The sequence below is a fragment of the Streptomyces sp. NPDC048637 genome (assembly GCF_040650675.1).
In the GTDB taxonomy this organism is placed as follows: Bacteria; Actinomycetota; Actinomycetes; order Streptomycetales; family Streptomycetaceae; genus Streptomyces.
Genome location: NZ_JBEZHQ010000057.1, coordinates 26,978 through 43,774, shown reverse-complemented (window position 1 = coordinate 43,774; position 16,797 = coordinate 26,978). Strand labels below are relative to the sequence as shown.

The 16,797-nt window shown below is 71.3% G+C and carries 12 protein-coding genes and 1 pseudogene; 2 read left to right on the top strand and 11 right to left on the bottom strand.

Annotation, left to right across the window (positions count from 1 at the left end; translation table 11 throughout):
• Positions 1-136: 136 nt before the first annotated feature.
• The 9 genes from AB0C46_RS38035 to AB0C46_RS37995 all read right to left on the bottom strand — a co-directional run bounded on the left by AB0C46_RS38035 (position 137) and on the right by AB0C46_RS37995 (position 11,599).
• On the bottom strand, positions 137-1,306 hold the full coding sequence (locus AB0C46_RS38035; protein WP_362833682.1) for a pseudouridine synthase: 1,170 nt from the start codon (positions 1,304-1,306) through the stop codon (positions 137-139).
• Positions 1,306-1,998: an SMC-Scp complex subunit ScpB gene (gene scpB / locus AB0C46_RS38030; protein ID WP_362833681.1), complete on the bottom strand. Its 693-nt coding sequence runs from the start codon at positions 1,996-1,998 to the stop codon at positions 1,306-1,308. The genes AB0C46_RS38035 and scpB overlap by 1 nt, the downstream gene beginning before the upstream one ends.
• The gene (locus tag AB0C46_RS38025) at positions 1,995-3,236 is read right to left on the bottom strand and encodes a segregation/condensation protein A (RefSeq protein WP_362833680.1); all 1,242 of its coding nucleotides are present in this window, start codon (positions 3,234-3,236) and stop codon (positions 1,995-1,997) included. Before AB0C46_RS38025 ends, scpB begins: the two co-directional genes overlap by 4 nt.
• A 220-nt stretch (positions 3,237-3,456) precedes the next feature.
• The gene (locus tag AB0C46_RS38020; protein WP_362833679.1) at positions 3,457-4,110 is read right to left on the bottom strand and encodes a hypothetical protein; all 654 of its coding nucleotides are present in this window, start codon (positions 4,108-4,110) and stop codon (positions 3,457-3,459) included.
• Positions 4,095-5,216, bottom strand: a complete 1,122-nt coding sequence (locus AB0C46_RS38015) for a ParA family protein (protein ID WP_362833678.1) — start codon at positions 5,214-5,216, stop codon at positions 4,095-4,097. The genes AB0C46_RS38020 and AB0C46_RS38015 overlap by 16 nt, the downstream gene beginning before the upstream one ends.
• A gap of 384 nt (positions 5,217-5,600) precedes the next feature.
• Positions 5,601-6,716, bottom strand: coding sequence for an alanine dehydrogenase (ald, locus tag AB0C46_RS38010; protein WP_362833688.1), 1,116 nt, complete (start codon positions 6,714-6,716; stop codon positions 5,601-5,603).
• A gap of 168 nt (positions 6,717-6,884) precedes the next feature.
• Positions 6,885-9,029, bottom strand: coding sequence for a tetratricopeptide repeat protein (locus AB0C46_RS38005; RefSeq protein WP_362833677.1), 2,145 nt, complete (start codon positions 9,027-9,029; stop codon positions 6,885-6,887).
• 191 nt (positions 9,030-9,220) lie between these two features.
• Positions 9,221-9,847: an NUDIX hydrolase gene (locus tag AB0C46_RS38000; protein ID WP_362833676.1), complete on the bottom strand. Its 627-nt coding sequence runs from the start codon at positions 9,845-9,847 to the stop codon at positions 9,221-9,223.
• A 96-nt stretch (positions 9,848-9,943) separates the two neighbouring features.
• A complete protein-coding gene (locus AB0C46_RS37995; protein ID WP_362833675.1) occupies positions 9,944-11,599 on the bottom strand; it encodes a CTP synthase in 1,656 nt (551 codons plus the stop codon).
• Between the two features lie 411 nt (positions 11,600-12,010).
• On the opposite strand from AB0C46_RS37995, the gene AB0C46_RS37990 reads away from it, so the two are divergent.
• Positions 12,011-13,822: a glycoside hydrolase family 15 protein gene (locus AB0C46_RS37990; RefSeq protein ID WP_362833687.1), complete on the top strand. Its 1,812-nt coding sequence runs from the start codon at positions 12,011-12,013 to the stop codon at positions 13,820-13,822.
• Positions 13,823-13,941: 119 nt separating this feature from the next.
• On the opposite strand, the pseudogene AB0C46_RS37985 reads toward AB0C46_RS37990, so the two are convergent.
• Both AB0C46_RS37985 and AB0C46_RS37980 read right to left on the bottom strand, forming a co-directional pair.
• Positions 13,942-15,160 (bottom strand): annotated as a pseudogene (locus AB0C46_RS37985) (beta-1,3-glucanase family protein).
• The gene (locus AB0C46_RS37980) at positions 15,157-15,558 is read right to left on the bottom strand and encodes a hypothetical protein (RefSeq protein WP_362833674.1); all 402 of its coding nucleotides are present in this window, start codon (positions 15,556-15,558) and stop codon (positions 15,157-15,159) included. The pseudogene AB0C46_RS37985 and the gene AB0C46_RS37980 overlap by 4 nt, the downstream one beginning before the upstream one ends.
• A 52-nt stretch (positions 15,559-15,610) precedes the next feature.
• Between AB0C46_RS37980 and AB0C46_RS37975 the strand changes: the two genes are divergently transcribed.
• The gene (locus tag AB0C46_RS37975; RefSeq protein WP_362833673.1) at positions 15,611-16,663 is read left to right on the top strand and encodes a LacI family DNA-binding transcriptional regulator; all 1,053 of its coding nucleotides are present in this window, start codon (positions 15,611-15,613) and stop codon (positions 16,661-16,663) included.
• Positions 16,664-16,797 lie beyond the last annotated feature (134 nt).

Sequence of the window (16,797 nt, the reverse complement as noted above, 5' to 3'; positions counted from 1 at the left end):
TGGTGTGTGGACGTAAAGCGAAGCAGTCCACACACCAGCCCCCGGAGGCCCGTCACCGCACCCCGACAGCCCCGCGCAGCGGACCCGCCCGCCGCAGGCGCAACGGCGAGAAAGCCGAACACGTGGGAAGAAAACGCTAAAGCTCAACCTCGCGCATCAGCATGCCTACCTCGGTGTTGGTCATCCGGCGGAGCCAGCCCGACTTCTGGTCGCCCAGGGCGATGGGGCCGAAGCTCGTGCGGACGAGCTTGTCGACCGGGAAGCCGGCCTCCGACAGCATCCGGCGCACGATGTGCTTCCGGCCTTCGTGGAGCGTGACCTCGACGAGGTAGTTCTTGCCGGTGTTCTCCACGACCCGGAAGTGGTCGGCGCGGGCGTAGCCGTCCTCCAGCTGGATGCCGTCCTTGAGCTGCTTGCCCAGGTCACGCGGGAGCGGGCCCTGGATCGCAGCCAGGTAGGTCTTCTTGACGCCGTAGCGCGGGTGCGTCAGGCGGTGTGCCAGCTCACCGTGGTTGGTGAGCAGGATGATGCCCTCGGTCTCGGTGTCGAGCCGGCCGACGTGGAACAGCCGCGTCTCACGGTTGGTGACGTAGTCGCCCAGGCACTGGCGGCCGTCCGGGTCCTCCATGGTGGAGACGACACCGGCCGGCTTGTTCAGCGCGAAGAAGAGGTACGACTGGGTGGCGACCGTCAGGCCGTCAACCTTGATCTCGTCCTTCTCCGGGTCGACCCGGACACCCTGCTCCATGACGATCTGGCCGTTGACCTCGACCCGTGCCTGGTCGATCAGCTCCTCGCAGGCCCGGCGCGAGCCCATACCGGCCCTGGCCAGCACCTTCTGCAGCCGCTCGCCCTCCTGGTCGCCGAACGTCTTGGGCGTCTTGATCTGCGGCTTGTTGTGGCGGGCGCGGTTGCGCTCCTCAACCTGGGCGTCGTACTCGCGGGGCCGCGCGGGCGCCTGGCCACGGCCGCGCTGCGGGCCGCCCTTGGGACCGCCCTTGGCGCCGGGACCGGACTTGGCGCCGGTACGCGGACCGCCCTTGGCGCCGCCACGGGCCGCCGCACCCCGGCTGCCGCTGCTCTTCGGGCCGCCGCTCTTGGGGCCGCCGCCCTTGGTGCCGCCGCCCTTGGTGCCGCCGCGCTCGTCCTTGCCGCCCGGGCCACCGGGGCCGCCGGTTCCGCCCACGTCGTAGCGGCGCTCCTCCGGACGGGGACGGCCGGCGCGCTGCTGCTTCTCGTCCTTCTTGTTGCCCGCGCCGCGGTAGTTGCCCCGCCCGCTGTCGTTGTTCCTGCCGCTGCTTCGCATCAATGATCCGTCTGAGAGTCGCCGCTGTCGTCTACGTCGAACGACGGGATACCTTCCGGGGAGTCGCCCTCGACCGCGTCCGCCTCCGGGAGGAACGGTGCGAGCTCAGGGAGCTCGTCCAGGCCGCGCAGGCCCATCCGCTCCAGAAAGTAATTCGTCGTCCTGTACAGGATCGCACCTGTTTCAGGTTCCGTCCCCGCCTCCTCCACCAGGCCGCGCTGGAGGAGCGTGCGCATCACACCGTCACAGTTCACGCCGCGTACGGCCGAGACACGGGAACGGCTGACCGGCTGACGGTACGCGACCACGGCCAGAGTCTCCAATGCGGCCTGGGTGAGCCGGGCCTGCTGCCCGTCCAGGACGAAGCTCTCCACAGCGTCCGCGTACGCGGCGCGGGAGTAGAAACGCCAGCCGCCGGCCACCAGGCGGAGGTCGAAACCGCGGCCCTGGCGGGTGTAGTCGTCGGACAGCTCGCGCAGCGCGAGCGCGACCGCGCGGCGGGGCCGCTGCAACACCCTGGCCAGGTGTTCCTCGGTCGCGGGCTCGTCGACGACCATGAGGACGGCCTCCAGCGCGGGCTTCAGCTCCAGCTCGGCGGCGCCCAGCGTCCCGGCCGGTGCCCCGGACCGCTCTCCCGGGGTGCCGCCCGCACCGGTCTCCGTGATGTCGTACGCCTCGCCCTCGCCGCTCATGCCCGCTCCTCTCCTGCTCGTTCTGCCCGCTCCGTCCCGGCGGTGCGCTCCCCCGGTTCCTGGTCGAACTCGTCGGTGACCACCGGCTCGGCCCCCTCCGTGCCCGTCCAGCGGACCGTCAGCGCCCCCAGAGCCTCGTCCTGGTCCAGGACGACCACCCGCTCCCGGTAGAGCTCCAGGAGGGCCAGGAAGCGCGCCACGACGGTGAGGGTGTCCGGTGCGTCCGCGCACAGCTCCTGGAAGCTGCACTCGCCGGCCGCCCGCAGCCGCGCCATCACCACCTCAGCCTGCTCCCGCACGCTCACCAACGGCGCATGGATGTGGTCGACATAGACCTGCGGCCGCGCCTTGGGCTGCATCGCCTTCACCGCGAGCCTGGCGAAGCCCTCCGCCCCTGTGCTGATGACGACTTCGGGCAGCAGCTCGGCGAGGTGCGGCTCCAGGCCGACCGTACGGGGGTGGCACCGGGCCTCGTCCGCCAGCCGGCCGCTGAAGATGTCCGCGATGCGCTTGTAGGCGCGGTACTGCAGCAGCCGGGCGAAGAGCAGATCGCGGGCTTCCAGGAGCGCGAGGTCCGCCTCGTCCTCCACTTCGGCCGCGGGCAGCAGCCGGGCCGCCTTCAGATCCAGCAGCGTCGCCGCGACGACCAGGAACTCCGTGGTCTGGTCCAGGTCCCAGTCCGGCCCCATGGCGCGGATGTGCGCCATGAACTCGTCGGTCACCTTCGACAGCGCGACCTCGGTGACGTCCAGCTTGTGCTTCGAGATCAACTGCAGCAGAAGATCGAAGGGGCCCTCGAAGTTGTCGAGCCGGAGGGTGAACCGGCCGTCGCCGTTCTCGGGGGCCTCGGCAGGAGCGGCACCGGGGGCGGCCGCGGGGTCCTCCCCGGCGACGGTCACCTCCGGCGCACCGGCAACCTCCGGCATGTCGGCCGCCGGGGACCCGTCCGGCACCCAGGTGCCAGTGGGCTCGTCAAGCACCCCGGTACCCGCGGGCTCCTCCGGCGCCTCGATGGCCGACGGCTCGTCCGGCGCCCCGGTTTCCTCCGCTGCCTCGGACCCGCCCGGCTTCCCGGGCGCATCGTGCGCCGCGGGCTCCCCGTGTGCCGCAGGCTCCTCGTACGCCGCGGGCTCCTCGTACGCCGCGGGCTCGCCCGGTGTCACCGGGCCCGCGTCCGGCCCGCGGCCGAGGGGTCTACGGGCGCGGGGCGCGGGGGCTTCGTCGTTGGTCGTCGGCATCGCGGTCCATGGTGCTGCGGTCCCGTGCCGGGGGCGACGGGCTGGTCACGGGCGGGACACCCCGCCGAGGAGGCAGGCTATCCCGGCCCGCCCGGCGTGACGTTTCCGCACCGCGGCGGCCACCGCAGGAATTCTCGGCCGTTACCGGCGGGCGACCACGACGGCGCTCCCCGGCGGTGCCGGACCCGCCACACCCCGCGCAGGACCACGGCAACGGGCGTCAGCGGCCCCGCAGCCGCCGCACCAGGATGCTGGCGTCGCCACGCGACTCCAGGTCGGCGAGGACGACGGCGACCGCCTCGCGGACGATCCGGCCGCGGTCGACGGCAAGGCCGTGTTCGCCGCGCAGCACCAGCCGCGCATGTTCGAGGTCCATGAGCTCCTCGGCGGAGACATAGACGGTGATCTTCTCGTCGTGCCGTTCCCGGCCGCTGGGGCGGCGGTTGGCGCCGCGGGAGCCACCGCGGCGGCGGCCCTGGCCGCTGGCCTGCGCGGCCGCGTCGGAACCTGCCTGGCCGCCCTTGCCCGCCTGGGTCCGGTGGCCCTTGGCGGTGTCGCCGTCCGTCTCCCGGCCGCTGTGCTCGGCCGGGGGGCAGACCGCGGGTACCCGGGGCGGTGTGGCCGGTCCGCCGTCACCGGCCGTCGCCGGGGTGTCCGAGCCGCCGGCCCCGGGCCGACGCTGCCGTACCGCGGTGGCCGCCTCCGGCCCGTCCGCCGCCGGATCGGGCTCACCGGCCGGTGCGGGCACCCGGGGCGCCTCACCGTTGGCCGTGGAGCCGTTCGCGGAGCGACGGGGGCTGGAGGGCTGCAGCCCCACTCCCCCGGTGGTACGGAACAGTTCGTCGGCTCCCGGCAGACTCACTCGGCGTGACACCGGGCGAGCACCTCCCTGGCGAGCTGACGATAGGCGGCGGCACCAACGGAGTTGGAGGCGTACGTGGTGATCGGCTCACCGGCGACGGTGGTCTCCGGGAAGCGGACCGTACGGCCGATGACGGTGTGGTAGACGTGGTCGTCGAAGGCCTCGACGACACGCGCCAGGACCTCGCGGCTGTGCACGGTGCGGGAGTCGTACATCGTCGCCAGGATGCCGTCCAGCTCCAGCTCGGGGTTGAGCCGCTCCTGGACCTTCTCGATCGTCTCGGTGAGCAGCGCGACACCGCGCAGCGCGAAGAACTCGCACTCCAGCGGCACGATGACCTTGTGAGCCGCTGTCAGGGCGTTGACGGTGAGCAGGCCGAGGGAGGGCTGGCAGTCGATGACGATGTAGTCGTAGTCGGCCAGCAGCGGCTTCAGGGCACGCTGCAGGGTCGACTCGCGCGCGACCTCGCTGACCAACTGCACCTCTGCCGCTGACAAATCGATATTGCTGGGCAGCAGGTCCATGTTGGGGACCGCGGTCTTCAGCAGCACCTCGTCGGCCGACATGCCCCGCTCCATGAGCAGGTTGTAGACCGTCAGGTCGAGCTCCATCGGGTTGACGCCGAGTCCGACCGACAGGGCGCCCTGCGGGTCGAAGTCGACGAGCAGCACCCGTCGTCCGTATTCGGCAAGCGCGGCGCCCAGGTTGATGGTCGAGGTGGTCTTGCCGACCCCGCCCTTCTGGTTGCACATCGCGATGATTTTGGCGGGGCCGTGGTCCGACAACGGTCCCGGGATGGGGAAGTAAGGGAGCGGGCGTCCGGTCGGGCCGACGCGTTCGCGGCGCTGGCGCGCGGCGTCCGGCGCGAGCGTCGCGGCGTATTCGGGGTCCGGCTCGTACTCCGCGTCCGGATCGTAGAAGTGCCCCTGGGGCAGGTCGTCGTAGTCGGCGAGACGGGCGGGTTCTCCACTGCCCCGGTCGCCGGCCATGGCGTTCACGTGATGGCCGTCCATGCTCTGGTGGGCTGTCGTGGAAATACTCTGACGGGTTGCGACGGTGCGGACCGCAACGGAGCCGACAGCCTCGCGCCCCGAGGGACCCTGGCCCCGTGCAACCACTCCTGGTTGACCGCCTCCGGGAGAAAATGTCGACTCATTCACAAGTCGTCTTACCTCCTTGGACGTGACCAGGAAACTTTATCGATAGGTCAGCGTGGCACCATGCCGACGGTTGGCGACTCTATGGCGTGTCGGGCGTCCGCAGCAACACAATCCACCGGACCCGGCACGATGTGTCGGTAACCGGACCCCCCGATGTCAAGGGCGCAAGCGGTATCGGACCGATGTTTCAGGGGTGCGCGAATCGGTTAAAGGGTTACGTTCGCGGCGAGTTGAGTGCCGGCGGTCCGGAGTGCGGTGCTCCGGGGGTCGCACACGCGACCGGCCGGGCCTTGTCGACAAGGCCCGGCCGGTTCTGTGGCGTTGACGCGCGTCGTTGACGCCTCAGCCGAGGAGGGTGCGCAGTTCGACGTGCTCCAGGCCGTGCGCCTCGGCGACGGGGCCGTAGACCACCTTGCCGTCGTGCGTGTTCAGGCCCTTGGCCAGCGCCGGGTCACGGCGCAGCGCCTCGACCCAGCCACGGTTCGCCAGCTCCACGATGTAGGGCAGCGTGGCGTTGGTGAGCGCGTGGGTGGAGGTGTTCGGCACCGCGCCGGGCATGTTGGCGACGCAGTAGAAGACCGAGTTGTGGACCGGGAAGGTCGGCTCGGCGTGCGTGGTGGGACGCGAGTCCTCGAAGCAGCCGCCCTGGTCGATCGCGATGTCGACAAGAACACTTCCGGGCTTCATCTTGGCGACGAGCTCGTTGGTGACCAGCTTGGGGGCCTTGGCGCCGGGGATCAGGACGGCACCGACGACGAGGTCGGCCTCGACGACGGCCTTCTCCAGCTCGTAGGCGTTGGAGACGATCGTCTGCACCTTGGTGCCGAAGATCTTGTCGGCCTCGCGGAGCTTGTTGATGTCCTTGTCGAGCAGGGTGACGTGGAAGCCGAGGCCCACGGCGATCTGGAGGGCGTTCCAGCCGGAGACGCCACCGCCGATGATGACGGCCTTGCCCGCGTGGACACCGGGGACACCACCGGGCAGCACACCGCGGCCGCCGGCCTGGCGCATCAGGTGGTAGGCGCCGACCTGCGGGGCGATACGGCCCGCGACCTCGGACATCGGGGCGAGCAGCGGCAGCTGGCGGCCGGCCGTCTCGACGGTCTCGTAGGCGATGGCGGTGGTGCCGGACTCCAGCAGCGCGTCCGTGCACTCCTTGGACGCGGCCAGGTGCAGGTAGGTGAAGAGCGTCTGGTCCTTGCGGAGACGGTGGTACTCCTCCGCAATCGGCTCCTTGACCTTCAGCAGCAGGTCAGCGGTGTCCCAGATCTCATCGGCGGTGTCCAGGATGGAGGCACCGGCGGAGACGTACTCCTCATTCGTGATGGACGAGCCGAGACCGGCGTCCTTCTCGATGAAGACCTGGTGGCCGTGGCGGACGAGTTCGTTTACTCCGGCGGGCGTGATGGCCACGCGGAACTCGTTGTTCTTGACCTCGCGGGGGATGCCGACCTTCACGTCGATCACGGTCCTTGAAAGAGAGGGTGCAGGAGGAATTATCCCCTCATGCGCTGCATGACGGAACTGACCGCGCCGAACGCGGCCCAGCCAGTCTATTGAAGGAGCTCTTCTTGTCTAGCCTTGCAAAGCATTAAATCTTGCGAGAAGCACTACCGATTTCGTAGGTCACTCGGAGTGATCTCCAAGGAGTCGCTCTCCGACGGCACGATGGAGCCCTGCCGCTGCTGGATCGCCGAGCCGGTCGAGGGTGTCCGCAATCCGTAGTTGCAGGGCCGCCTCCAGGCGTCCGTCGCCCGCTCTACGGGCGATGTCCAGGGCTTCGAGACAGGTCCGCAGCGCGTCCTCGGGCCGCCCCGCGTACTCCTGCACCCGGGCCACCTCACCGGTCGCCCGCGCCTGGCCGGCCACCTCACCGAGCCTGCGGTAGGTGCCGACGGCCGCCCGCCACGCCTTGAGCGCCTCGTCCCACCGGCCCGCGCAGGCGAGCGCGCCGCCGATCCGGCCGTGCAGCCGCGCCGCGTCACCGCCCTCACCCCGGCCGAGCCGCAGCTCCAGCGCCCGGCCGTACCAGTCGGCGGCCCGCTGCCAGTCGCCCAGCTCGGTGTACGTACCGCCCAGCGACTCCAGCGCCCGGCCGGTGGCCACCGGGTCCTTCACCGAGCGGGCCGCCTCCAGCGCACCCCGGTAGCGGGTGAGCGCCTGCTCGGTCCGTCCCGCCTGCCCGTCCAGGTCCCCGAGGTTCAGAAGGGCGGCGGCCCGCTCCCGTGGCAGCCCGCGCCGCTCGGCGACCCGGAGGACGAGCCCGTGCAGCGCGTAGAGGTCCGGCGCGGCGGCCTCGGCGCCCTGGTGTGCCAGCAGCGTCCGGGTCAGCGCGGCCATCAACCGCCGGTCCAGGGTGTCGAGTTCACCGTCCGCGACGGCGATCCTGGCGGCGTCGAGCAGGGCGCCGCGCCGGCTGCGCAGCCAGTGCGCGGCGGCGGCCCGGGAGCCGAAGCGCAGCGAGCGCGGCAGCCCCGCGGTCTTCTGCCGGACGGGGGAACCGGCCGGCTCGGCCATCGCCCGGCAGGACTGCAGCAGCCGTACGGTCCGCTCCAGCATCCGGGCCCGGGCCAGCTGGACCTCGGCCGGGCGCTCGTGTTCCGTCAGCAGCTCACGCGCCAGCGGGTGGAGGCAGCCGGGAAGCCGGTACGGGAGATACAGGGCGGCGTCCGGCGCGCGGGCGCCGGGGACCTCGTCGCCCTCGGCGGTGACCGGCCGCAGCAGGCCGAGCGCGACGAATTCGCCCAGCGCCGTGGCGGCCACGGCCACCGAGCAGCCGGCCAGCGCGGAGGCGATGTGCGCATCCACCAGACCGCCCGGCGCCAGGGTGAGCAGCCGCAGTATCCGGGCGGCGGGCGCCGGCAGCGCGCCATGGGTGAGGTGAAAGGCGCGGAACAGCGGCCGGGCACCGGTGGGCAGGTCCGGCGGCAGCGGGACGGCGTGCAGCGCCTGGTACAGATCGGCGACCGAGGACATCGGGCGGGCGGCGAGCCAGGCGGCGGCCAGCACCAGTGCGGCAGGCTGGCCGCCGCACTCCTCCACGACGCTGTCGGCGGTCCGGGGGTCGACCGTGATCCGGGTCGGTCCGGCGTCACGGATGAGGATCTCGACACCGGCCGCACCGTCCAGGCCGCCCAGGGTGCACGGCCGGACGTCCGGAATGCCGGTCAGCGGCCCCTGCGAGACCACCACGACCAGGCAGCCCGGGGCGTCCGGGAGCAGCGGTTCGACCTGGTCGGCGCCCGGTGCGTCGTCCAGGAAGAGCAGGGCCCGGCGCCCGGCGAGCGCCTCGCGCAGCCGCTCGGTCAGCTCGTCCTCGGGGGCGCCCGCCGGGGCGCCGGCGCCGAGCGCGGCCAGCAGCTCACGTGCGGTGCGGCCGATGTCGGCCGGTTCACCGCCCGGCCCGGTCAGGGTGGCCCGCAGCACGCCGTCGGGATGGTCGCCGGCCAGCTCCCGCAGCAGCTCCTCGGCCAGGGCCGTACGGCCGGAACCCGGCCGGCCGGCGATCAGCAGCACCCGGCTGCGGGCACCCTTGCGGCCGGAGAGGGTGTCCAGGCCGGCGCGGGCGATATCGGCGTGCAGTGCCTTGAGTTCGCGGCGACGGCCAGCGAATCCCCTGGTGGAAGGGGCGGCGGCGGCCGCGGGAACGGTGGGGCGGGCGGCGGCACCGTCCTGGCGGGGCGCCGCGGCCCGCGGCCCGGACGCTGTCGTGGCGGGCGCTTTCGCCGCCTCCGGCGGGAGGTGCCCCCCGCCCACCGCCTGGTCCGTCACCGGCTCACGCTCCCGTCCACCTGCGCGTACGAATCCGCCGCTGGGGCGGACGCTGCCGAGCGTAGTTCACTGCCTGTCACGTCCCGTGCAGCGCAGGGCGGTTGAGTCACCCGATCGGATCGGCGGATCATCCGACCGGCTCGTGGCACGGCCACGGGGCGGTGGCGCCCGGCGCGGTGGCGCCCGGCGGCTCAGGCCTCGAAGGGGCGGGCCGGCCACGGTGCGCCGGCCGGGCGCAGCGCGTCCAGACCCGCACCGCCCTGGGCCGCGGTGAGTGCCAGCACTCCCACGACGAGGCAGTTGTTGTGCAGCTCACCGGCGAGTACGCCACGGACCAGCTCGTCCTGCGGCACCCGCGCCAGCTCCATGTCGGCCTCCTCCTCGGAGACCTCGAAGCGCTCGCCCTCGGCCTCGGAGAGATCACGGGCGAGGAAGATCCGCACGGCTTCGTCGCAGCCGCCGGGCGTGGTGTAGACATCGGTCAGCACCCGCCAGTTCTCGGCCTTGACGTGCGCCTCCTCGTACAGCTCGCGCTGCGCCGCGTGCAGCGGGTTCTCACCGGGGATGTCGAGCAGCCCGGCGGGGATCTCCCACAGCTTCTGGCGTACGGGGTGACGGTACTGGCGCAGCACCAGCACCCGGCCCTCGTCGTCGAGGGCGAGGACGGCCACGGAACCGGGGTGGACCTGGTAATCGCGGGTGACGGTGGTGCCGTCCGGCATGACGACCTCGTCGGTGCGCACGCTGGTCTTGTTCCCGGTGAACGGCGTCGTGGTCGCGGTGACCGTCCACTCCTCCGGGGTGTCCTTGATCGCCATGGCGCGTCCTCCTGTGTGTTGCCTGAACCAACGCAGAAACCGGGGTACGACCTCGAAGAGGCCGTACCCCGGCAACCGTATCCGCCGCGGGTTCCCTTACTTCGCGGTGCCCGTCTTGCGCGCGACCGCGGCCTTCACCAGCCCGGCGAAGAGCGGGTGCGGGCGGGTCGGGCGGGAGCGCAGCTCCGGGTGCGCCTGGGTGGCGACGAGGTAGGGGTGGATCTCGCGCGGGTACTCGACGTACTCGACGAGCTTGTTGTCCGGGGAGGTGCCGGAGAACAGCAGCCCGGCCTTCTTCTCCAGCTCACCGCGGTAGGCGTTGTTGACCTCGTAGCGGTGGCGGTGGCGCTCCTCGACGTAGGGCTGGTCGTCGTAGACCTCGCGGACGATCGAGCCCTCGGCGAGCTTGGCGGGGTACATGCCCAGCCGCATCGTGCCGCCCATATCGCCCTCACCTGCGACGATGTCCATCTGCTCGGCCATCGTGGAGATGACCGGATCGGCCGCGGCCGGGTCGAACTCGGTGGAGTTCGCGCCCTCGATGCCGGCCAGGTTGCGGGCCGCCTCAATGACCACGCACTGCAGGCCCAGGCACAGGCCGAGCAGCGGGAGCTTGTTCTCCCGGGCGTAGGTGATCGCGCCGACCTTGCCGTCCACGCCCCGGTCGCCGAAGCCGCCGGGAATGCAGACCGCGTCACAGTCCGCGAGCTGCTCCGCGGCGCCGGCCGGCGTCTTGCAGTCGTCGGAGGTGACCCACTTCAGCTTCACCCGGGTCTTGTTCGCGAAGCCGCCGGCCCGCAGCGCCTCGGTGACCGAGAGGTAGGCGTCCGGCAGGTCGATGTACTTGCCGACCAGCGCGACCCTGACCTCGTGGTCGGGGTTGTGGACGCGGTCCAGCAGATCCGCCCACTGGGTCCAGTCCACGTCGCGGAACGGCAGGTCAAGCTTGCGCACGATGAAGGCGTCCAGGCCCTCGGCGTGCACGACCTTGGGGATGTCGTAGATCGACGGGGCGTCCGGGCAGGCGATGACCGCGGCCTCGTCGACGTCGCACATCAGCGAGATCTTGCGCTTGATGGCGGTCGGGACCTCTCGGTCGGCGCGCAGCACGATCGCGTCGGGCTGGATACCGATGTTGCGCAGCGCCGCGACCGAGTGCTGGGTCGGCTTGGTCTTCAGCTCACCGGACGGGCCGATGTAGGGGAGCAGCGAGATGTGCACGACGAAGACGTTGTCCCGGCCGACCTCGTGGCGGACCTGGCGGACCGTCTCCAGGAACGGCAGCGACTCGATGTCACCGACGGTGCCGCCGACCTCGGTGATGACGACATCGACGTCCTCGGTCGCCATCCGCCGGATGCGGTGCTTGATCTCGTTGGTGATGTGCGGGATGACCTGCACGGTGTCACCGAGGTACTCGCCGCGCCGCTCCTTGGCGATCACGGTGTTGTAGACCTGGCCGGTGGTCACGTTCGCGGAGCCGTCGAGGTCGACGTCCAGGAAACGCTCGTAGTGGCCGATGTCCAGGTCGGTCTCGGCGCCGTCGTTGGTGACGAAGACCTCACCGTGCTGGAACGGGTTCATCGTTCCGGGGTCGACGTTCAGATACGGGTCGAGCTTCTGCATCGTGACCCGCAGGCCGCGCGCCTTGAGGAGAGCACCCAGGCTGGAGGCGGTGAGCCCCTTGCCCAGCGAGGAGGCGACGCCCCCGGTGACGAAGAGGTGCTTGGTCGTCGTGGATTTGGGCGGCATGGCCAAGAGGGGGCTCCCGTGGTCGCGAGGTGGAGAGGTGCGAAGCGGCGCTGTCCCGGTTTTCAGGGGTGCCGTCGCTGCGGTTCGGGGGTTCTCGTGCCCACCGGTCCACGGGGTACCAGGCTATCAGCGACCGGGCGTGGTCGCGTCCGGCCACGCACGGCGATCGTGCAGTGACGGCCGGGGTGACAGTGTCACGTGATGGAGGCCACCCGTTCGGAGCACGTCAGTCCTTGCGAGGGTCGCGCGGATCACCCACGTGCGTCGTATCCTGCTCGGACACTCGCAACGAGCCGTCCGGGAAGGCACCACCCCCGCCCGATTTCCGGTCCCGCTGCTCGGCGACGTTTCATGGGCAGGACGGACAGATCACAACGTCCCATGGGGGGCGTGACTCCAGTTCGACGGGAGATGCACGTGGCCGGGCGCATCGAGGACTACGCACTTATCGGCGATATGCAAACCGCCGCTCTAGTGTGCCGGGACGGCACGGTGGACTGGCTGTGCCTGCCCCGCTTCGACTCCCCGGCGGTCTTTGCGGGGCTGCTGGGCACGGAGGAGCACGGATTCTGGCGGATGGGGCCGGTCAACGGTCCCGGGGGCCGGCCCGCGCCGGCCGATCGCCGGCGCTACCGGGGCGATTCGCTCGTCCTGGAATCGGAATGGGACACCCCGCGCGGCACCGTCCGCGTGATCGACTTCATGCCGCCCCGTGATGGCGCGCCGCAGCTGATCCGCATCGTGGAGGGCGTCAGCGGACGTGTCCCGATGCGCTCGGAGCTGCGGATGCGCTTCTCCTACGGCTGGGTCGTGCCCTGGGTGCACAAGGTGGAGGACCGTACGGTCGCGGTCGCGGGCCCCGATTCGGTGTGGCTGGACACGGCCGCGGAGACCTACGGCAAGGACCTGACGACCTTCTCCGACTTCACCGTCTCGCCGGGTGAGCGGATCGCGTTCACGATCAGCTGGGAGCCCTCGCACAAGGAGCCGCCGGCCGTGGCGGACCCGGAGGGGTCGCTGGAGGCCACCGAGGAATTCTGGCGCGAGTGGGTCGAGCACTGCACGTACCACGGCCCCTACCGGGATGCGGTGGTGCGCTCGCTGATCACCCTGAAGGCGCTGACCTACGCGCCGACCGGCGGGATCGTGGCGGCGCCGACGACCTCACTGCCGGAGTGCCTGGGCGGGGTCCGTAACTGGGACTACCGCTTCACCTGGCTCCGGGACGCCGCGATCACCCTGTCCTCCCTGCTGCGCACCGGCTACCGCGAAGAAGCGCGGGCCTGGCGGGAGTGGCTGCTGCGGGCGGTGGCCGGTGATCCGGAGAACCTGCAGATCATGTACGGCATCGCCGGTGAGCGGGAGTTGGGCGAGAACGAGCTCAGCTGGCTTCCCGGGTACGAGAACTCCCGTCCGGTGCGGGTCGGCAACGGCGCCGCGGGACAGCTCCAGCTGGATGTGTACGGCGAGGTCACCGAGGCGCTGCACCTGGCGCACATGACGGGGCTGGCCCGTAACGACTACGCCTCGCTGCTGCAGCTCAAGCTGATCCAGTGGGTGGAGAAGCACTGGGACGAGCCGGACGAGGGCATCTGGGAGGTCCGCGGCCCGCGCCGGCACTTCGTGCACTCCAAGGTCATGACCTGGGTCGCGGTCGACCGCACGGTCAAGCTGATCGAGTCGGGGGACGTCGACGGGCCGCTGGAGCGCTGGAAGGACCTGCGCGAGACAATCCACCGGGACGTCTGCGAGAAGGGTTACGACAAGGAGCGCAACACCTTCACCCAGTCCTACGGCTCGCAGGAGCTGGACGCCTCGCTGCTGCTGATCCCGCAGATGGGCTTCCTGCCGCCGGACGACAAGCGCGTCATCGGCACGATCGAGGCGATCCAGCGGGAGCTGTCCACCGAGGACGGCTTTGTGCTGCGCTACCCGACGTCCGGTGCGGACGACCTCGGGGTGGACGGTCTGGAGGGTGAGGAGGGCGCCTTCCTGGCGTGCTCGTTCTGGCTCGCGGACGACCTGGCGATGATCGGCCGGGTGGACGAGGCCCGCAAGCTCTTCGAGAAGCTGCTCTCGCTCCGCAACGACCTGGGTCTGCTCGCCGAGGAGTGGGACCCCAGGGCCCAGCGGCAGGTGGGCAACTTCCCGCAGGCGTTCAGCCATGTTCCGCTGATCGACACGGCGCTGCGGCTGACGGCCAGCGGGGCGTACGGAGGCTAGCGCCTCCTTCGGGGCGCCAACCTCCCGGCGTTCTGTGGTGCCGCCCGTTTCGGGTGGCACCACTTTTCTGTGTCAGAAGGTGGCACCACTTTCTGTGTCAGAACGGGGTCAGAACGGGGTCAGAACGGGGTGAGGGTGAGGGTGAGCTCCTTCGGGGAGCTGTCCTCGATGTAGGAGGCGAAGCCGGCGACGTCGTCGAAGGCGAAGCCGTAGGCCTTGCCGTCCCGTGTCGCGGCGTGCATGGCCCGGGCGTAGTGGTGGGTCAGCCGCTGCCGGTAGAAGGCGGCCGGGTCGGTGGTGGGCTGGGTGGCGTGCGAGGTGAGGGTGGAGCGGTTGAGGGCGGCGCCCAGGATGGCGGCGACCGGGCCGAGGGTGCCGTCGTTGGGCGCGGCGAGGGTGCCGTCGCAGAAGAGGACATCGCGGGTGGACGGCTTGTCGAAAGAGACCGTGCCGGTGGGGTCGCCTACCGGGCCCTTCATTCCTTGCGGGACGGTGAAGGTGAGCTTGCCGTCGCGGACCCGGCCGGTGAAAGTGCCCGCGTTGGTGGTGACCGAAAGGTCCTTGGCCTCGTAGGCGGACCAGGCCTCGTCGATGGCCGGGGCGAAGTAGTCCTCGGCGAACAGCCCGCTGTCCAGGCCGTGGCCGCGCGATCACCCGCCGGTCGCCGATGACCAGCCGGTCGAAGCCCTCGGCGGCCTTGACGTCGGAGAAGATTCGAGCGCGGGCGCCGTCCTTGAGCATCCCGGTGGTCTGCTCCTTGGCTCCGGAGAGCGTGATCGCGAGCGGCACGCTGAACATGTCGACCATGGTGGTGTTGCAGTACATCCCGCCGGAGTTGTACGTGAACTCGGCGCAGTCGTGCAGCACGTCGTAGTTGGGGTCGCCGGCGACCCAGCCCGCCGGGTAGGCGAGCGCGGCCTTGCCGTTGCCGTCCTCGACCGCCTTGAACTTGAGCTTGCCGCCCAGCGCGGTGTAGATCCGGCCGGACATCCTGGGCAGCTGGAGCGTCGTGGTACCGCTCGCCGCGAGCGGTATGGCGTAGTCGGTGAAGCCGTCCGGCCCGTTGTCGGCCAGTGCGACGGGCTTGAGCTCACCGTCCGGGGTGACGTGCACCTGCTGGGTGCCGTCATTGCCGACGATGTAGATCCAGACCGAGGAGTTGGCGTAGGCACCGGAGTTGTTGACGAGGTGCAGGGGCATACCGGCGGCGGACCGGGCGGGCCCGCGGGGTGCTGCGGACGGGGCGGGCGCGCCGGTCGCACGGCCGGCCAGGGCGATTCCGGAGGCGGTGGCGGCGCCGGCGGCGAGACCGCCGAGCAGGCTGCGGCGAGTGATCACGAGGTGACTCCTTGCGGGGCGGTGCGCCGGTCGGTGGGGGTGGGGGTGGGCGTGGGGGTGCGATGGTCGGTGGGGGTGGCGTCGGTGGGGGTGGCGAAGCCCGCGGCGCCGGCCGGGAACGTGCCGCCCATCGCGAGGTTGAGCAGCAGGAAGTGACCCTGGTGGGTGGCCCGCGCCCAGGTGTCGGCGTCCATCGCCGCCGCGCTCACGGTGTGGGAATTCTGGCCGTCGGCATACCAATGCAGCGACTCCGCGGCGCTGTTGGTGCGGTCCAGCTCCCGGCTTCCCGGTGCCGCATTCTCATGCTCATGACATTCTCTCCTCGGCGCAGTGGGGGTGGTGAGGAGTTCCGTGAGGGTGTCCGGGTTGAGAGCGCTCTCATATCGTGCGCTGTGCACCTTGCCGACTCGACGGCAGACCGTCAAGTCACCGCGTGGAAAAAGGAGTTGAATGGTGTCTGGGTCGAACGGTCCGCGGCCGACGCTGGAGGCGGTCGCGGCGCTCGCCGGGGTCTCCCGCGCCACGGTGTCCCGGGTGGTCAACGGTGGTGCGGGCGTACGGGCCGCAGTCCAGGAGCGGGTGCGCCAGGCGGTCACCGAGCTGGGCTACGTACCGAACAGCGCCGCCCGCTCCCTGGTCACCCGCCGCACCGGGGCGGTCGCCGTGGTCATCGCGGAGCCGGAGACCCGGGTCTTCAGCGATCCGTTCTTCGGACGCCAACTGCGCGGCATCAGCCGCGAACTGGCCGCCGCCGACACCCAGCTGCTGTTGATGTTCGTCGAGCACCGCGCCGACTACGACCGCATCGGCCGCTATCTGTCAGCCGGGCATGTCGACGGCGCGCTGATGTTCTCGCTGCACCGCGACGACCCGCTGCCCGCCATGGCCAAGCGCGCCGGACTGCCCACCGTCTACGGCGGCCGGCCCGGCTGGGCGGGCACCGACCGGGTGCCGCGGCCGCTGTATGTCGACACCGACAACCGCGGTGGCGCCCGGCAGGCCGTACGCCATCTCCTCGACCGCGGCCGCCGCCGGATCGCCGTGATCACCGGACCGCTCGACCAGACCTCCGCGGTGGACCGCCTCGACGGCTACCGGGAGGCCCTGGGCACAGCCGAACCGGACCCACGCCTGATCGCGGACGGTGGGTTCACCGCACCCGGCGGCGAGCGGGCCATGGCCACACTCCTGGACGCCGCACCGGATCTGGACGCCGTCTTCGTCTGCTCCGACCTGATGGCGAGCGGTGCGCTGCGCACGCTGCGGGCGCGCGGGCGACGGGTCCCGGAGGAGGTGGCGGTGGTCGGCTTCGACGATCTGGAACCGGCGGCCTGGGCGGATCCGCCGCTGACCACCGTGCGGCAGGACGTGGAGGAGATGGGGCGGCTGATGGCCCGGCTGCTGCTGCGCCTGCTGGATCCACGGAAGGCGGCGGGGGCGGACGCGGTGGAGCTCGCACCGGTGATCACGGAGGCGCGGCTGGTGGTGCGGGAGTCGGGGTGAGGGGGGCGGGGTGAGTGTGTGGGGGGAGGGGGACCGGGCACCGGGAGGGGAGGGGAGCGCGCCGGGGCCGAGCGTGGCTGGGCGGAGGCCGGGCGTGGCTGGGCGGAGGCCCCGGCGGAAGGCTGGTCGGGGGC